General features: G+C 64.0%; 18 protein-coding genes. 16 read left to right on the top strand and 2 right to left on the bottom strand.

What is annotated here, in order from left to right; genetic code table 11:
• The 16 genes from BHQ40_RS21520 to BHQ40_RS21445 all read left to right on the top strand — a co-directional run.
• A partial coding sequence (locus BHQ40_RS21520; protein WP_139139407.1) for a flagellar hook-length control protein FliK occupies positions 1-762 on the top strand: 762 nt, incomplete at its 5' end.
• Between the two features lie 18 nt (positions 763-780).
• Positions 781-1,419 (top strand): flagellar basal body-associated FliL family protein, encoded by a 639-nt coding sequence (locus BHQ40_RS21515; protein ID WP_070157852.1) that lies wholly within the window; start codon positions 781-783, stop codon positions 1,417-1,419.
• Between the two features lie 51 nt (positions 1,420-1,470).
• Positions 1,471-2,343: a flagellar motor switch protein FliM gene (locus BHQ40_RS21510; protein ID WP_070157851.1), complete on the top strand. Its 873-nt coding sequence runs from the start codon at positions 1,471-1,473 to the stop codon at positions 2,341-2,343.
• A gap of 24 nt (positions 2,344-2,367) precedes the next feature.
• Positions 2,368-2,706: a flagellar motor switch protein FliN gene (fliN, locus tag BHQ40_RS21505; protein WP_070157850.1), complete on the top strand. Its 339-nt coding sequence runs from the start codon at positions 2,368-2,370 to the stop codon at positions 2,704-2,706.
• Positions 2,707-2,750: 44 nt separating this feature from the next.
• On the top strand, positions 2,751-3,038 hold the full coding sequence (locus BHQ40_RS21500) for a FliO/MopB family protein (protein WP_070157849.1): 288 nt from the start codon (positions 2,751-2,753) through the stop codon (positions 3,036-3,038).
• Between the two features lie 49 nt (positions 3,039-3,087).
• Positions 3,088-3,981 carry a flagellar type III secretion system pore protein FliP gene (gene fliP / locus BHQ40_RS21495; protein WP_083277092.1) on the top strand — a complete coding sequence of 298 codons (894 nt, stop codon included), beginning with the start codon at positions 3,088-3,090 and terminating at the stop codon, positions 3,979-3,981.
• Between the two features lie 122 nt (positions 3,982-4,103).
• Entirely contained in the window at positions 4,104-4,376 is a 273-nt protein-coding gene (gene fliQ / locus BHQ40_RS21490) for a flagellar biosynthesis protein FliQ (RefSeq protein ID WP_070157847.1), read from the top strand.
• A 13-nt stretch (positions 4,377-4,389) separates the two neighbouring features.
• Positions 4,390-5,172, top strand: a complete 783-nt coding sequence (fliR, locus tag BHQ40_RS21485; RefSeq protein ID WP_070157846.1) for a flagellar biosynthetic protein FliR — start codon at positions 4,390-4,392, stop codon at positions 5,170-5,172.
• Positions 5,173-5,175: 3 nt separating this feature from the next.
• Positions 5,176-6,318 (top strand): EscU/YscU/HrcU family type III secretion system export apparatus switch protein, encoded by a 1,143-nt coding sequence (locus BHQ40_RS21480; protein ID WP_070157845.1) that lies wholly within the window; start codon positions 5,176-5,178, stop codon positions 6,316-6,318.
• Between the two features lie 162 nt (positions 6,319-6,480).
• Entirely contained in the window at positions 6,481-6,966 is a 486-nt protein-coding gene (locus BHQ40_RS21475) for a hypothetical protein (RefSeq protein WP_070157844.1), read from the top strand.
• 161 nt (positions 6,967-7,127) lie between these two features.
• The gene (fliD, locus tag BHQ40_RS21470; RefSeq protein WP_070157843.1) at positions 7,128-8,528 is read left to right on the top strand and encodes a flagellar filament capping protein FliD; all 1,401 of its coding nucleotides are present in this window, start codon (positions 7,128-7,130) and stop codon (positions 8,526-8,528) included.
• 28 nt (positions 8,529-8,556) lie between these two features.
• Positions 8,557-8,937: a flagellar export chaperone FliS gene (locus BHQ40_RS21465; protein ID WP_070157853.1), complete on the top strand. Its 381-nt coding sequence runs from the start codon at positions 8,557-8,559 to the stop codon at positions 8,935-8,937.
• Between the two features lie 283 nt (positions 8,938-9,220).
• Positions 9,221-11,455: a TonB-dependent receptor gene (locus BHQ40_RS21460; RefSeq protein WP_070157842.1), complete on the top strand. Its 2,235-nt coding sequence runs from the start codon at positions 9,221-9,223 to the stop codon at positions 11,453-11,455.
• A 109-nt stretch (positions 11,456-11,564) separates the two neighbouring features.
• Positions 11,565-11,765: a hypothetical protein gene (locus BHQ40_RS21455; RefSeq protein ID WP_139139406.1), complete on the top strand. Its 201-nt coding sequence runs from the start codon at positions 11,565-11,567 to the stop codon at positions 11,763-11,765.
• 90 nt (positions 11,766-11,855) lie between these two features.
• On the top strand, positions 11,856-12,617 hold the full coding sequence (locus BHQ40_RS21450; RefSeq protein ID WP_070157840.1) for an NRDE family protein: 762 nt from the start codon (positions 11,856-11,858) through the stop codon (positions 12,615-12,617).
• A 21-nt stretch (positions 12,618-12,638) separates the two neighbouring features.
• Complete coding sequence (locus BHQ40_RS21445) at positions 12,639-13,742, top strand: DNA alkylation repair protein (protein WP_070157839.1); 1,104 nt, start codon at positions 12,639-12,641, stop codon at positions 13,740-13,742.
• Between the two features lie 66 nt (positions 13,743-13,808).
• Here BHQ40_RS21445 and BHQ40_RS21440 read toward each other — a convergent pair whose 3' ends face one another.
• Together BHQ40_RS21440 and BHQ40_RS21435 are read right to left on the bottom strand one after the other, a co-directional pair.
• Positions 13,809-14,678, bottom strand: a complete 870-nt coding sequence (locus tag BHQ40_RS21440; protein ID WP_070157838.1) for an outer membrane protein — start codon at positions 14,676-14,678, stop codon at positions 13,809-13,811.
• Positions 14,679-14,864: 186 nt separating this feature from the next.
• Positions 14,865-15,246, bottom strand: a 382-nt coding sequence (locus BHQ40_RS21435) for an energy transducer TonB (RefSeq protein ID WP_139139405.1), incomplete at its 5' end; no start/stop codon positions are given.

Below are 15,246 nucleotides of genomic sequence, written 5' to 3'. Positions count from 1 at the left end.
GCCTATGACGCGCCCAAGGCTCCGGCGAAGGCGGAAGCCGCGCCGCACGCCGCCGAGGTGCGTCCGGCCGAACAGGCCGCCAGCGCCGACCGGCCGCTTCCTACGGTCCATGCGATGCAAGCCTCTCTGGCAAGCGCCTTTCCAACAGTGACTGCCGGGACGCAGCCAGCGACGGACCTGTCCGCCACGCTGGGCCAGCAAGTGATCGACATGAGTTCCGGCGGTCAGTGGATCGACGGGCTGGCCAAGGAGATCGCCACGCTGGCGTCCGGCACGGGCCAGGGCAGTTTCCGCCTGTCGCCCGAACATCTGGGCCCGATGCGGGTCGACATCCGCCATGGCGACCTGGGCGCTGAAATCAGCCTGACCGTGCAGACGGCGGCGGCCGAGAGCGCGTTGCGGCAGGACAGCGACAAGCTGAAGGCCGATGCGCAACTGTCCGCCGTGCGCGTGCATGAGGTGCGGGTGGAGCGTGTGCATAATGTCGCCGAAACCGCGCGCAGCGACGGGGCCGGTAACCAGAATGGCGGCAATAATAATGGCGGCGCATCCTCCTGGAATCAGGGCGGGACGCAGGCCGCATTTTCCCAGTCGCAGGGCCAGTCCGGCGGTTCTGCCCAGGCCAATGCGCAGGGGCAGGGCAATGGACAGCAGGGCGGGCGTAAAGTTTCGGGCGGCGATGCCGTTCTTAACCATGCCGGACCGTCGGACCAGCGCGGAGATGACGCGCAGGACGGAGTACGGCGCGCGCGTTACGCCTGATCCAAGAGGGACTAGACGATGAGTGAAGAAGCCGCACCGGCGCCCGCAAAGAAGGGCAAAGGCAAGAAGATCATCATGCTTGCGGCCCTGGTGGTCGTGATCGGCGGCGCTGGCGCTGCCGGTGGCCTGTATGCGGCGGGCGCATTCAGTGCGCACGAAACCGGTCCCAAGGAAGATTTCAACAAGCCGCAACTGGTGCTGGCGGGCGAAAATCCCGAAGAAATCGGCAACAGCTTTGCCGCCAAGGCGAAGGCCGCGCATGAGGAAGGCGCGCCCGAAGGTCCCGGACACAAGCCCGGCAAGGGCATCGACCTGCCCGCGCCCAGCGACCCGTCAAAATATCAGGCGACCTATTTCCAGGTGCAGGCCCCCTTCACGTCGAACATGGTCGACACGGACAGTTTCGCGCAGATCTCCATCGCGGTCGCGACCTATTATGACAGCCGCGTGACGCAGGCGATGACCACCCATGAGATGGCGATTCGCTCCGCGATTCTGATGATGCTGGCGCAGCAGGGCGCGATGCAGCTCAGCACGCCGGAGGGGAAACAGGCGCTGCAGGCTAGACTTAAGTCGACAATTAACGGCGTTTTGAAGCAAAAAACCGGCTACGGCGGCATTGATAACGTATATTTTACCAATTTCGTTATTCAATAGGGGGTCCGCCGCCGGGTCAGTCCCTTGGTATCGGACAGGGGACTGACTGTAATGGACGACGTTCAACCATTTGCTTTTGGCCGCGGCGAGGCACAGCCTCCCGTGATGCTGTCGGGTCTGGACCGGCTGGGCGACAAGCTCGGCCGGCGTTTGCGCGACATCATAGAGCCGATGGCGGCGTGCAAGCCGGCCGTCACCTCCGCTCCCGTCGAACTGGTGACTTATGGCGACTGGGCCGTGAAGGTGCAGCCGCTGGCCAGCATTGGCGTCTATCGCCTGCTGCCGCTGAAGGGGAACACGCTGCTCCATATGGATGCGCGGCTGATCTCCACGCTGGTCGACCGCTTCTATGGCGGGGCCGGCAATCGCCCGGCGCCCTCCCGCCCCGAATTCACGCCCACCGAAGAACGGCTGATCATGCGCCTGTCCGAAGGGTTCATGACGGCGCTGGTGGCCTGCTGGTCCGACACGCTGACGCTGGAGGCCGTACAGATCGCGCGGGAATCCGGTCTGGGCTTCGCGTCGGGCATTCAGCCGGGCGACCAGATGGTGCTGCAGCGTTTCACCATCGACCTGACCGCCAATGAGAAATTCCCGGTGGAACTGCTGTTCCCGCTGGCCGCGCTGCGCGCCATCGAGCCGCTGATGGGCGCGCCGAAGGTCCATGACGAAAGCAGCGAGGTCGACCCGGTGTGGCAGGCGCGGATCGAGCGCCAGATGGCGAACATCCGCCTGCCCGCCCGCACGGTGCTGGCGCGGCCGGACCTGTCACTGTCCGAACTGATGGGGTTGCAGCCGGGCGACATCATCCCCGTGCATATCAACCGCAGCCTGCCGCTGATCGTGGGCGACCGTATCGTCGCCCATGGCAGCATCGGCGAGCAGGACGGGCGGGCCGCCTTCATGATCGAAAAACTGAATTAACGCGAAAGACCGGGACCAGAAGCAATGAGTGATATGAGCGAAGCGCCGAAGATTGAGGGCCGGGTGGGCGAAGGGATCGGCCGCATGGCCGCCAACCGCCATTTCCGTACCCTGTCCGACATACCGGTGCGCCTGACCGTAGAGGTCGGTTCGACCAGCCTGAAACTGGCCGAGGTGATGGACCTGGCCGAAGGCAGCGTGGTGGAACTGGACCGTCAGGCGGACGAACTGCTTGACATCATGGTTAACGGAGCCTTGATCGCCAAGGGCGAGGTGGTGACCGTCAACGGGCGCTACGGCATTCGCGTGGTTGAGGTGGCGAACACCGAAGCACGGATGGCTGGAGTGGAACGGCGCGGCTGACACCCTCTTGATCACGGCTTCGGCCGGTTGAAAGGCACGGGTAGATGTTCTGGTATTTCGTGAAGCTGATTATCCTGCTGCCGCTGGTCGGCGGCATGGCCTTCGCCGCGCTGTGGCTGTGGCGCAAATATCAGCCCGGCATGATCGGCGGACAGGGCGATCGCATCCTGAAGATCGTGGAGGCGTTGCCGCTGGGCACGTTCGGCAAGCTCGCCGTCGTGGAATTTGAGGGCAAGCGCCTGCTGATCTCCGTCACGCGCGGCAAGATCGAGAAAATCGCCGAGAGCGACGCGAAGGAAAGCTTCGCCAGGAGCATCGAGCGTGTTCGGTGAACTTTCGCATGCATTTTCACCGTCACCCCTGCGCAGGCGGAAGTGTCATATGGCACCTTCCGTTCGGGCTGAGCTTGTCGAAGCCCTGTCCTTTTCTCGAAAGAAAGTGCAGCCCTTCGACAGGCTCAGGGCGAACGGGGTAGGAATCACCGCCGCAGGGGTGACGAGGTTTGGTTGCATCGCGCTGGCGCTTTTGCTTGCGCTCGTCCTTGCCCATCCCGCTTTCGCGCAGGCGGCCCCGGCGACGCCCGGTCCCGCAAATACCTCCGGCGCTCTGACCCGCGCGCTGGGTCAGGTTTCCGGCGACGGCCGTTCGCTCTCGCTTTCGTTGCAAATCCTCATCCTGATGAGCCTGCTGACGGTGCTGCCGTCGCTCGTCCTGATGATGACCAGCTTCACCCGCATCATCATCGTCCTGTCGCTGTTGCGTCAGGCGCTGGGCCTGCAACAGACGCCGCCGAACCAGGTGCTGGTCGGCCTCGCCCTGTTCCTCTCGCTGTTCGTGATGCGGCCGGCGATCGACCAGATCAATGCGCAGGCGTTCGACCCCTATGGCAATGGCCAGATCTCCATCGAGGAGGCGGTGGGCCGCGCGGGCAAGGTGCTGCATGGCTTCATGAGCAAGCAGACGCGCCAGAACGACCTGAAGATGTTCGCGGGTCTGGCCGAGGCCCCCGCCTTCCGCAGTCCTGAAGATGTGCCCTTCACCATCCTGCTGCCCGCCTTCGTCACCTCCGAGCTGAAAACCGCGTTCCAGATCGGCTTCATGATATTCCTGCCGTTCCTGATCATCGACCTTGTGGTGGCGTCGACATTGATGGCGCTGGGCATGATGATGCTGTCGCCGACGATCATATCCATGCCGTTCAAGCTATTGCTGTTCGTGCTGGTCGACGGATGGGCGCTGACGATGGGGTCCCTCGCCAGTTCGTTTGTGACATGAGCATGAGTATCCCACATCCGTTCGGGCTGAGCTTGTCGAAGCCTTCCACCGAGCAGCGCGAGGTGCCTCACTGCGTTCGGCTGGCCCCTTCGACTTCGCTCAGGGCGAACGGGGAATAAGAGATGGAGAACAGCGATTTCTTCATGGGGCTGGCGCAGCAGGCGCTGTGGGTGACGGCGCTGGCGACGGCGCCGATCCTGCTTCCGGCGCTGGTCGCGGGGCTGTTGCTGGGCATGATCCAGGCGGCGACGTCGATCAACGAGGCGACGCTGAGCTTCGTGCCGAAGCTGATCATCGTCGGCGGCATGCTGGCGCTGTTCGGCGGGTCGATCATGATCCTGATCGCGGACTTCACCCGCGAGATATTCGCCCGCATCCCCGATCTGCTCCGATGATCGCGCGCCTTTCATGATCGCTCCGGGTTTCGTCGGCGTCGAAGCGCAACTGTGGGTCCTGCTGATCGCGATGATCCGGCCGGGCGCTGCGTTTCTGGCCGCGCCGATCTTCGGCGCGCCGACGGTGCCGGTGCAATTGCGGCTGATCCTGGCGCTGGCGCTGGGCGTCGCGGCGCTCAACAGCGTGAAGATCGTCCTGCCGCCGGACGGCATCGCCAGCTTTCAGGGCATCATGATGGTCATGGGCGAAGTGCTGTGCGGCCTCGCCATGGGGTTCGCGCTGCAGATCGGCTATGCCGCCGCCTTTGTCGCGGGCGAGACGGTGGGCAACACCATGGGCCTGGGCTTCGCCGCGATGGTCGATCCGCAGTCGGGCCAGTCGACGCAGGCGGTGGGCCAGTTCCTGTCGATCCTCGCCACCTTCCTGCTGCTTGGCATGGACGGGCATTTGCTGCTCGTCGGGTTTGTCGTCAAAAGCTATCAGGCGCTGCCGCCTGGCGCGGCGATGCTGTCCAACGATGCGGTGTGGAATCTCGTCCAGTTCGGCGGCACGCTGCTGGGCGCGGGGCTGACGATTGCGCTGCCGGTGGGGTTTGCGTTGGTGCTGGTGCAACTTGTCATGGGCATGCTGGCGCGGTCCGCCCCGTCGCTCAACCTGTTCGCGGTCGGCATGCCGGTCGCGCTGCTCGCCGGGATCATCCTGCTCGCCATCGCCGCACCGGTGATGGGCGAGGGCATCGCCAATTCGCTGAAGGCCGGCCTGGAGGCCGCCGAAGCCATAGCGTCGGGGAACTGACCGATGGCGGGCAATCAGGGCGGTGGCGAAAAGACCGAGAAGCCAACAGCCAAGCGGCTTTCCGAAGCCGCGAAGAATGGCGATCTCCTTCAGTCCCGTGACCTCGCCACTGCGCTGGTGGTGATGGCGGGCGCGGCGTGGCTGGCGATTGCCGGGCCGTCGCTGTTCGACGCCATCGCCCATATGCTGACGCAGGGGCTGCGGTTCGACCATCGCGACGTTGTGGATTTCTCGCCCTCGGCCCGCTTCTACACCTTGCTTGGCGTCGTGGCGCTGCCGGTGGGCGGCATATTGCTGGCGACGGTCGCGGCGGCGATTGCCGGGCCTGCGCTGCTGGGGTCGCTCGGGTTCCGGCCCAACGCTTTTTCGGTGAAGCCGTCCAAGCTTAACCCCCTGACCGGCGTGAAGCGCATCTTCGGCCTGCAGGGGCTGATCGAGCTGGCCAAGTCGATCGCCAAGGTGACCTTGCTGGGCGCGGTCGGATTCTGGCTGGTGTGGGACCGGCTGACGGCGATCATCGGCATGGGCCGCAACGGGCTGGAACCTGCGATAGCGGAGGTGGGCAGCCTGTTCATCCTGGCCTGCGTCGCGATGGCGGGTGCGCTGTTCGTGATTGCGGGCATCGACGTGCCCTCGCAGATCATGCAGCGGAACAAGCGCCTCTACATGACCAAGCAGGAAGTGCGCGACGAGCATAAGGAGCAGGAAGGATCGCCGGAGGTCAAGGGACAGATCCGCCGCCGCCAGTTGGAGGTGATGAACAATTCGACCCGCAAGGCCGTGGCCGAAGCCAGCGTCATCATCACCAACCCGACCCATTTCGCCGTCGCCCTGCGCTATCATCCCGGCAAGGACGCAGCGCCGGTCGTCGTTGCGCGCGGCCGCGACCTGATCGCCGCCGCCATCCGCGACGTCGCCAACGAGAAATCGGTGCCGGTGCTGCAATATCCCGAACTGGCCCGCGCCATCTACTTCACGTCGCGCGCCGGGCAGATCGTCGACGAGGCGCTTTATATGGCCGTCGCCACCGTATTGGCCTTCGTTTTCCGCGTGGAGAACAAGATGGCGACCGAAATGGATCGCCCCTTCATCACCGTGCCGGACGCGATGCGGTTCGACGCGGACGGAAAGAAAATGGCGGAATAATTTTTCCGTTTATACAGGTCCACCTGGTTGCAGAAAATTAATCCTTGTCTGTCAGAGACTTCGCCTACGGACGTGGACCAGAAAAAAATTGCGTTGGTGAATTAAAGATTAGGCGCATTCGTCCGTAATATATTCATGGGGACGCATTTAGGTTTGTGCGTCATGAACGAGTATCAGTCACGCAGCGAGATAGCGCCCGTCGACCGCGTAACGCGGAAGGTGGCGGCTGTTCCCAGCGTGCCCGCTGTGACCCAGGTCAATGCGGACACTCAGGCAGCGGCGGTATCCCAGGCCCCGGTCACGCCGGCGCCGGCCGACAATGCGGTCAACCTGGCCGCGGGCAGCGAGGAGCAGCTTGCCAGCGCAGCGGAATATGCGCGCGTTCACGCCAGCATCGCCGACATACTCGCCGGGCTTCGCGCCGGGCAGTCCAGCAACACCCAGAGCAATGCCGAAGCGGAATCGGCGATCACCGCGCTGCTGCCGCAGCCCGTGATCATCGTGCCCCTGCCGCCCGCCAGCAAGGAAATGGTGGAACGCGCGGTCATGCTGGCCAAGGCGATGGCCGATCAGGCGCAGGTGACGCGCAGCGCGCAGGCGCATCTGAAGCCCGGCACGGTAGACCAGATCCTCGCCACCGCAGCCTGATTGCCGGTTGGCATTAGCCGCCATCCGGACAGGATGGGCGCGCCCGTTTTTCGTGAAGCGTTTCGTTAAGCATAATCGGCTATCCGCGTAGCAGATTATTGTCGGCTGGCGCTAAATCCACCCGCGCGCCTGCCGTTCTATCCCCTTGAAAGGGAACGCACATGACGTCCATTGGCAGCAGCATTTCGGCATCGCTCGGTATCGGCTCCGGCATCGACACCTCCGCGCTCGTCAAAAATCTGGTTGCGGCGGTGCGCGAGCCCAAGGAAACGGTGATCACTGGCCGCCAGACGACCAATAATGCGCGCGTTTCCGCACTGGCCTCGGCCTCCAGCTCGCTCGACACCTTTTCCAACGCGCTGACCAGCCTGTTGTCCGGCACCGGCTTTTCCGGCACGCCGACATCCAATGATCCGACGATCGTGAACGTCGCGGCCCTGCCCGGCGGCACGCCCAAGGGCCTGCCCGCGCAGATCGAGGTCAAGCAGCTCGCCTTTGCGCAGACGCTGGAATCGACGGCGCTGGCCAGCAAGACCACGGCGGTTGGCCTCGGCACGCTGACGCTGACCACGGCGTCGGGCAGCTCGACGATCACCATCGACAGCACTAACAACACGCTGGAGGGCCTTGCCGCCGCCATCAACGGCAAGAATGCCGGCGTCACTGCGTCCGTCGTGACCGACAATCAGGGCGCGCGGCTGGTCATGAAGGGCGAGACGGGCGAGGCGAACGCCTTCACCCTGACCGCAGGAACGGCCGACGCCGACCTGCAGCGCTTCACCTTCACCGGCACAAACACGCCCGGCAGCCTGCAAAAGAAGCAGAGCGCGCAGGACAGCATCATCGCGATCGACAATGTGGAGATGCATAACAGCACCAACACCATCGACACCGCGCTCCCCTATGTCCGCATCGACCTGAATAAAGCGGCGCCGGGCACAGTGGTCACGCTGGCCAGCAATGAGCCGACATCGACGATGCGCGACCTGGTGGTCGAATTTGTCGATGCCTATAACACGCTGCGCAAGGCGCTGAACTCCGTATCGGCCACCGGCACGGACGCCTCCACCGCAGGCGCGCTGGCGGGCGATGCGGGTATTCGCGACATGAAAACGCAGCTTGCCCGGCTGACCTCCACCAACCTGATCGACTCCGGCCCGGTGCGCACGCTCGCGGACCTGGGCATCAGCACCAATCGCGACGGCACGCTGGCGCTCGACACGACCAAGCTGGACGCGGCGATCGCCGCCAACCCGGCCGCCGTGACGCAGATGCTCAACCCGCCGGTCGTGTCCGACACCAACCCCGGCCTGGCCGGCGCGATGAAGAAGGTGCGGGATTCGATCCAGGGCGAGGGCGGCGCGCTCGCCGCATCCCAGCGCAAATATAAGGCGCTGCAGACGGAATTGACCGACCAGCTTGAGAAGCTGGACAAGGATATGACGGACTATCAGGAGCGCATGACCACCATCTACGCCAAGATGGAAGCGCAACTGACCGCGATGAAGGCCACGCAATCCTATCTGGAGCAGCAGGTCGCGGTGTGGACCAACAGCAACTGATAACGGCGCATAAGGGACGATGACGACGATGTTCTACGGACAGGGCTATGCAGGATCGGCAACGCGGCGCTATGCGGCTGTGCATGCCGGCAGCCGCATCGAGGGCGCATCGCCCCATGCGCTGGTCAAGATCCTGTTCGACGAGCTGATGTTCGCCATGGACGCCGCCGTCGTCGCAGACCGGCAGGGCGACAGCGCGAAATCCGGCGAGAAAAGCGCGCGTGCGCTCACCATCCTGCACGCGCTGGAGTCCAGCCTGGATTTCGACCAGGGCGGCGAGATCGCCGTCGGGCTGGCGCATATCTATCGCGAGGCGCGCCGCCTGCTCATCGCCGGTTCGCAGGAGGAAGTGACCCGCGCCCGCAGCATGATCGCGGAAATCGCCGAAGCCTGGGCGCAGATCGCCTGAAGCCTGCCTGCAAATATACCCGGCCAACTGCGTTCAATATGGATGCACATTGACGGGCTTTGCAGAGCTTCCCTTACGTTTCGCGCGTCGCGAGCCTGTTTGGGCGGCGGCGTAAATATCCAAAATCCTTCCTCTCTATAGCCGGAATAACTGGCATGTTAGTATCTTTCTGCTGGCATGCGTCAATGTAATGGCCGCCATAAAAAAGACGTATACACCCTGAAACTTTTCCGATATGTGGATACACATCTGCAGGAAATGTGGAATCACAGGGGAGAGTTGCATGCTACGGACGGGCGTTTTTGCAACATGTTTAATCTGGGCCTCGGCAGCGGCCGCGCAGGACAGCGGCGCGGCGGCGCAGGATGCCGCCAAGGAGAGCGCCGCGGACAGCGCGCAGAGCGGCGGCATTACCGATATTGTGGTCACTGCCCAGCGCAGGTCCGAGCGGCTGCAGGAAGTGCCGATCGCCATCAATGTGTTCAATGCCGACGCGCTGCAGGCGGGCGGCACATCGGGCGTGGAACAGATTTCGCGGCTCACCCCCGGCCTTTATGTCGGCAAGTTCGACTCCCTCCGCCCGCAAGTCTATCTGCGCGGCATCGGTAGCCGCGTGTTCGACCCTGGTTCGGAAGGATCGGTCGGCATTTTCGTCAATGACAGCTATATGGGCCGCTTCTCCGGCTCGCTCACCGACCTGCTCGACGTGGAGCGGATCGAGGTGCTGAAGGGACCGCAGGGCACGCTTTACGGCCGTAACACCATTGGCGGCGCAATCAACATCATCACCCGCGCGCCGACCCGCGATCTGGAAGGCTTTGCCGAGGCGTCGATCGGCAATTTCGGTTTCTACGATGTCCGGGGCGCGGTCTCCGGGCCGCTGACCGACGGCATTCAGGTGCGGCTGGCGGGCAACATCCTGCACCGGCGCGGCTATTCCGAAAATATCCTGACCGGCAAGCATGGCAATGGCGACGACAGCAAGACCATCCGCGCCCATGTCGCCGCGCAACCGGGCGAGGACACGCGCCTGAACCTGATCGTCGAATATCAGAATGCGGACCTGCCGGGCTTCCTGCAGGAAACGACGGGCAGCCGCCAGTTCCTGCAATCTCCTTCCTCCCCATCCTACACGCCGACGCCGGACCGCTATTCCGACGCCTATAATATCGACGGGTCCAGCCACCGGAAGCTGCTGAGCATTGTCGGCAAGATCGAGCATTCGACCGACGCGCTGGAGATCACGTCGATCACTTCCTATCGCCGCAGCCGGATCGACCAGACCTATGATCTGGACGCCACGCCGCGCGACATCTGGACGTTCAGCTATGACGAGCTGTCGCGCCAGTTCAGCCAGGAATTGCGGCTGTCCTCCGTACCGGACGGGTTCCTGACCTTTGGCGATACGGCCGAATGGGTATTGGGCGGATATTATTATCAGGAGCGGACCAAGCGCACCGACCATTTCGACCAGGGCGCGGACTCGCTGTTCCATTTCGGCCTGCCGGGCCGCGAGCAGAATATCTATGCGACCGACATCGATACGGACAGCTATGCCGTGTTCGGCCAATATACGGTCAAGCCGACCGACAAGCTGCGCGTGACGATCGGCGGGCGCTACACCCATGACAAGAAGGATGCGCTGATCCAGGCGAGCACCGATTCCGCTGTGCCGCCCAGCTATTATCCCAACTTCACGGTCAATCCGGGCAAGAGCTGGTCCTCCTTCGACCCGAAATTCACCATCGATTACCGCTTCACCCGCGACCTGATGCTGTTCGGCACGGTGAGCCGCGGGTTCAAGAGCGGCGGTTTCCAGTATAATTCCACCAATGCGGCGCTGGCGTCGATCGTGTTCAACCCGGAACGCGCCTGGACCTATGAAGTCGGCCTGAAGTCGGAGCTGTTCGACCGGCGGGTGCAGTTCAATGCGTCGGCCTTCTATTATGACTACAAGAATCTGCAGCTTCCCCGCTTCACCCTGCTGCCGCCGCCGGCCCCCGCAGGATCGGGCAGCAACATCATTTCGAACGCAGCGAAATCGACGATCAAGGGCATCGACACATCGCTGGTGGTCGCGGTGTCCGACGAACTGACGCTGACGGGCGGCGCGTCCTATCTGGACGGCAAATATGACGATTATATCGCGGGCGCGGCGAACTATTCCGGCAACCGCATGATCCGATCGCCCAAATGGCAGGGCAATGTCGAGCTGATCTATGAAAAGCCGATCACCGCGAACCTGAAGCTGCGCGCGCGGGGCGACTGGTCCTATACCAGCAAGATATTCTTCGAGGCGGATGAAGGCGCGCGGCCCTTCACCAGCCAGGACGGATATAGCCTGTTCAACGCGCGGCTGGGCATTGGCAGCGTCGACAAGGGCTGGTCGGTCGATGGATGGGTGCGCAACATCACCAACAAACATTATGTCACGACGATCTTCGCGGTGCCCGTTTCTGTGCTGCAGATTTGGTCCATCCCGCGCACCTATGGCCTGACCGGGCGGGTGGATTTCTGACCCCGGCGCGGCATGCCATCATGCCGGACCTATACTTTAGTTGAGTTGCCTTCCGGCCCGATTGCCATTTGAATCCCCTGTCGTGGTCTCAACCACCGCGACAGGAGGCATGGCTATGACCTATGTCCATGACGGCAAGGGCGAAATGGATCGCGCCGGCGCCATCGAGTATTTCGCCCGTGCGCTGATCGCCGGATTTAACGGCGACGCCATCCCGCTGGCGCAGCGCCAGTCGGCCGGGGCGCGGGGCACCGCCAGGACGGCGTGGCGCGACATCATCGCCGCGATGAAAAGACTGGGCGGCTGCTGATCCGCCAACGGCCGGATTTCCGCCGCCCGAGCATCATTTTTTCCGGCATTATGTTTTGGTTTCCGGTCCGCTGCGCCATATGCTTGGGCGATGTGCATCATGGCAATGGCTTGGCGGGCCCATCCGCGCTGGCGGCTCATTCTGGCCGGGAATCGTGACGAAACGCATGCGCGCCCGGCGGCGGCGCTGGGGCGGTGGGACTCGCATCCATCGATCATCGCGGGGCGCGACCTGCAATCGGGCGGGACGTGGCTGGGCGTTTCGGACGAAGGACGCTGCGCGATCGTCACCAACAGGCGGGGCTTTGGCGTGGCGGAGCCGGACCGCCCCTCCCGCGGGCAACTGGTGGCGGAGCTGCTGGCGGGCGAGGGCGATTTTTCCGATCCGGCGACAGCGGCGATCGATGAACTCAACCCGTTCAACCTGGTGTTCATCGCGCAGGGTGAAGCGCATTTCCTGACCAACCGTCCGCGCGCGACGCGGTCGGTCCTGACGCCCGGCCTCTATGGCCTGTCCAACGGGGCGCTGGATGAGCCATGGCCCAAAACCCTGCAGCTCAAGGCCGCATTGCTCGATTTCCTGACCCATGGCGGCGATACGCCCGATGCGCTGTTCGAGGCATTGGGCAGCGAGACCTTCCCCAATGCGGGCATCCCGCCGGAATATCCCTCCGACATTGCCGATGAAGCGGCCGTCTCTCCGGTATTTATCCGGAATCCGGTCTATGGGACGCGGTGCAGCACCGTGATCGCGGTGGATATGGATGGACATGGCACGATCACCGAGCGGCGCTTCGATGCCGATGGCAATGCGACGGGCGCGAACGGCGTCTCTTTCCGCTGGGACGGTTGAGGCAGAAGGGGACGCACGGACATGGCGGAGGAAAAGGAAGCGGCGCCGCTTCTGAAGGACATATTGGGTCCGCAGGCGCTGACCGTGATCGCCGGGGCAGGCGCGGCGGCATCGCCGGATTTCGATGGCGAGGCGTTCCTGAAGGCGGCGTCGGCCGGGCTGGACGGCCTGTCGATCATGGAGCGGGTGCGCCATATCGCCGATGCGCTGGCGGCGGCGCTGCCCGGCGACTATCCGGCTGCGCTGGCGATCATCCTGCAGATGGTCCCGCGCCTGACCCACGGGTTTCAGGCGGTCGCGGTGACGGAATATGTGGCGCGATATGGGCTGGACGATGTTGAGAGGTCGCTGGAGGCGCTGGCCGCCCTGACGCCATTCGGCACCGCGGAGTTCGCGATCCGGCCTTTCCTGGCGCGGGACGCGGCGGGGACGCTGGCCCGGATGCTGCAATGGAGCGGCAGCGGCGACCCGCATGTCCGCCGCCTCGCCAGCGAGGGCAGCCGCCCGCGATTGCCCTGGGCGGCGCGCATCCCGGCGCTCAGGACCGACCCGACGCTGGCCGCCCCGATCCTGGAGGCGCTGAAGGCCGATCCCAGCGCCTATGTCCGCAAATCGGTGGCCAATCATCTGAACGATATCGCCAAGGAGCGGCCGGACTGGGTGCTGGCGCGGCTGGAGGGTTGGGCGCAGGATGATCCCGCCACCAAATGGATCGTGCGGCATGCGCTTCGCACGCTGATCAAGCAGGGCGATCCGCGCGCGCTGGCCTTGATCGGTGCGGGGCATGGGGCGGAGGTGGACCTGCTGCACTTTTCGGTTGCGCCCGGAACGCTGCGCCTAGGCGAGACGATCGCCATCGCCGCGCAATTGCGATCAACCGCCGCAACGGCGCAGCGGCTGGTGGTGGATTATCGCATCCATTATGCGCGGGCGGAGGGCCGGACGGCCGCCAAGGTGTTCAAGCTCAAGACCTTCGCACTGGAGGCGGGCGGGACCGCTGACCTCAACATCCGGCAGACGATCCGGGATTTCAGCACGCGGCGGCATCATCCGGGCGCCCATGCGGTTGAGCTGATCGTAAACGGGCAGACCATCGGCCGCGCCGGGTTCGTTTTGCTGGAATAGAAGGGAAAGTTGCGGGGAGGGCGGCGGCCGGGCGGGCATAGGCCCGGCCGATGCCCTCCCGGCGCATCAGAAGCGGAAGCTTGCCGTTGCGCGCACGCTCTGATTGTCAAACCGCTGGTTGGTGCGCGTGATGTCGGTGCTGCCCGACGTCGTCAGCGGATTGACGAACGGGTTGGTCGCCGAGGGCGGCGTGCCCTGACCGGCATTCACCACATAGGCCCCGTCATTGAAGCGGGTGTAGCGGTACAGCACGCCGATCGAGAAGTTATTGGCGACCTTCTGCTCGATGCCGCCGCCAGCGGTCCAGCCCCAATCCTTGTCCGAGCGGTTGCTTTCGGTGAAGGTGTTGAACGTGTTGGTGGTGGCGAAGCGGTGATTGATCTTGCCATAGGCGACGCCGCCCGTGCCGTAGATCAGCGTTCCGGTGGGCAGCGCGAAACCGGCGCGCAGACGGGCCGCGCCGTCCCATTCCAGCTTGCGGGTCATCGTATAGCCCGCAGGCGTGGTGCTGAAGCCGCTAACGCTGTTGCTGAAGTTGCTTTGTCCGCCTTCGACGACGCCGCCGACGACGATGCTGCCCATCTGATAGTCATAACCGGCGTGGACGGACCAGCCGACCTTGCCGTCATTGTCGCCACCGCAGCTCGACGGGGCAGATCCGCGCGAGTTGCCGCGGCAGAAACCGGGGGCGAAGGCGTTGCCGCCAGCCGCGGTCGTCACCTGATTGTCGAAAACGCCGTCGCCGTTCGTGTCGAAAACCATGGTCTCGTTCCTGTCCCGGCCGCTATTGGGTTGCCAGCCATAGCCGAGCGACCCGCCAATATAGGGACCGGTCCAGTTGCGATCCGCGCCTGACGTGTCGGACTGAGCCAAGGCGGGCGTCGACAGGACGAGCGCGACCGTGGCGCCCAATGACGCTTTTATAATGGATTTCATGAAATTAGTTCCTCTGCATTGCCTCAGTGAGCCGGGCAGATACGGTTCAGTCCGAGCGAGGGTTTCATGAACGGGGGATAAACAGGATAATCTGTTGTAATTATACCACAATTTGAGACGCCGGAAATGGCGGCCGGACGCCGGAAATCGGCTGAAACCCGTATGTTCGGGGCCAATGGGAGGATGTCAGACGGGCAGGATAAATTCGATCGGCGCGACAAATTCGATCCGTTCGCCGGGAACATCTCCGGGCGCCTTGGGGAAAGGCGAGGCGCGGCGCATCATCGCCGCGGCTTCCTCGTCCAGCGCGCCATTGCCCGAACCCTGGATGATCACGCCCTCGATCAGCACGCCTGCCCGGTCGATGACGAAGCGCACCTGAACCCGCCCCTCTTCATGCCGCATCCGCGCGCGGCGGGGATAGATTTTATGCGCGTAAAGCCATGAACGCACCTTCGCCGCATAGTTGCGGCTCGCGCCGGGCGGGGCGGAAACATCCAGTCCATCGGCTGCACCGCGCCGGGCGGTTGGCGCGGCGGGCGCGCTTGCCTGGGCGGCCTGTTGCGCA

The organism is Sphingobium phenoxybenzoativorans (assembly GCF_001757355.1).
Lineage (GTDB): Bacteria > Pseudomonadota > Alphaproteobacteria > Sphingomonadales > Sphingomonadaceae > Sphingobium > Sphingobium phenoxybenzoativorans.
This window is presented reverse-complemented; position numbering and strand designations above follow the sequence as displayed.

Excerpts from the sequence above, each read along its gene's own strand:
- BHQ40_RS21465 (WP_070157853.1), top strand. The coding sequence starts at position 8,557 with ATGTTCTACGGACAGGGCTATGCAGGATCGGCAACGCGGCGCTATGCG.
- BHQ40_RS21440 (WP_070157838.1), bottom strand. The coding sequence starts at position 14,678 with ATGAAATCCATTATAAAAGCGTCATTGGGCGCCACGGTCGCGCTCGTC.
- fliQ (WP_070157847.1), top strand. The coding sequence starts at position 4,104 with ATGGAGAACAGCGATTTCTTCATGGGGCTGGCGCAGCAGGCGCTGTGG.
- BHQ40_RS21500 (WP_070157849.1), top strand. The coding sequence starts at position 2,751 with ATGTTCTGGTATTTCGTGAAGCTGATTATCCTGCTGCCGCTGGTCGGC.
- BHQ40_RS21510 (WP_070157851.1), top strand. The coding sequence starts at position 1,471 with ATGGACGACGTTCAACCATTTGCTTTTGGCCGCGGCGAGGCACAGCCT.
- BHQ40_RS21460 (WP_070157842.1), top strand. The coding sequence starts at position 9,221 with ATGCTACGGACGGGCGTTTTTGCAACATGTTTAATCTGGGCCTCGGCA.
- fliR (WP_070157846.1), top strand. The coding sequence starts at position 4,390 with ATGATCGCTCCGGGTTTCGTCGGCGTCGAAGCGCAACTGTGGGTCCTG.
- fliN (WP_070157850.1), top strand. The coding sequence starts at position 2,368 with ATGAGTGATATGAGCGAAGCGCCGAAGATTGAGGGCCGGGTGGGCGAA.
- BHQ40_RS21455 (WP_139139406.1), top strand. The coding sequence starts at position 11,565 with ATGGCTATGACCTATGTCCATGACGGCAAGGGCGAAATGGATCGCGCC.
- fliP (WP_083277092.1), top strand. The coding sequence starts at position 3,088 with ATGGCACCTTCCGTTCGGGCTGAGCTTGTCGAAGCCCTGTCCTTTTCT.
- BHQ40_RS21475 (WP_070157844.1), top strand. The coding sequence starts at position 6,481 with ATGAACGAGTATCAGTCACGCAGCGAGATAGCGCCCGTCGACCGCGTA.
- BHQ40_RS21450 (WP_070157840.1), top strand. The coding sequence starts at position 11,856 with ATGTGCATCATGGCAATGGCTTGGCGGGCCCATCCGCGCTGGCGGCTC.
- fliD (WP_070157843.1), top strand. The coding sequence starts at position 7,128 with ATGACGTCCATTGGCAGCAGCATTTCGGCATCGCTCGGTATCGGCTCC.
- BHQ40_RS21445 (WP_070157839.1), top strand. The coding sequence starts at position 12,639 with ATGGCGGAGGAAAAGGAAGCGGCGCCGCTTCTGAAGGACATATTGGGT.
- BHQ40_RS21515 (WP_070157852.1), top strand. The coding sequence starts at position 781 with ATGAGTGAAGAAGCCGCACCGGCGCCCGCAAAGAAGGGCAAAGGCAAG.
- BHQ40_RS21480 (WP_070157845.1), top strand. The coding sequence starts at position 5,176 with ATGGCGGGCAATCAGGGCGGTGGCGAAAAGACCGAGAAGCCAACAGCC.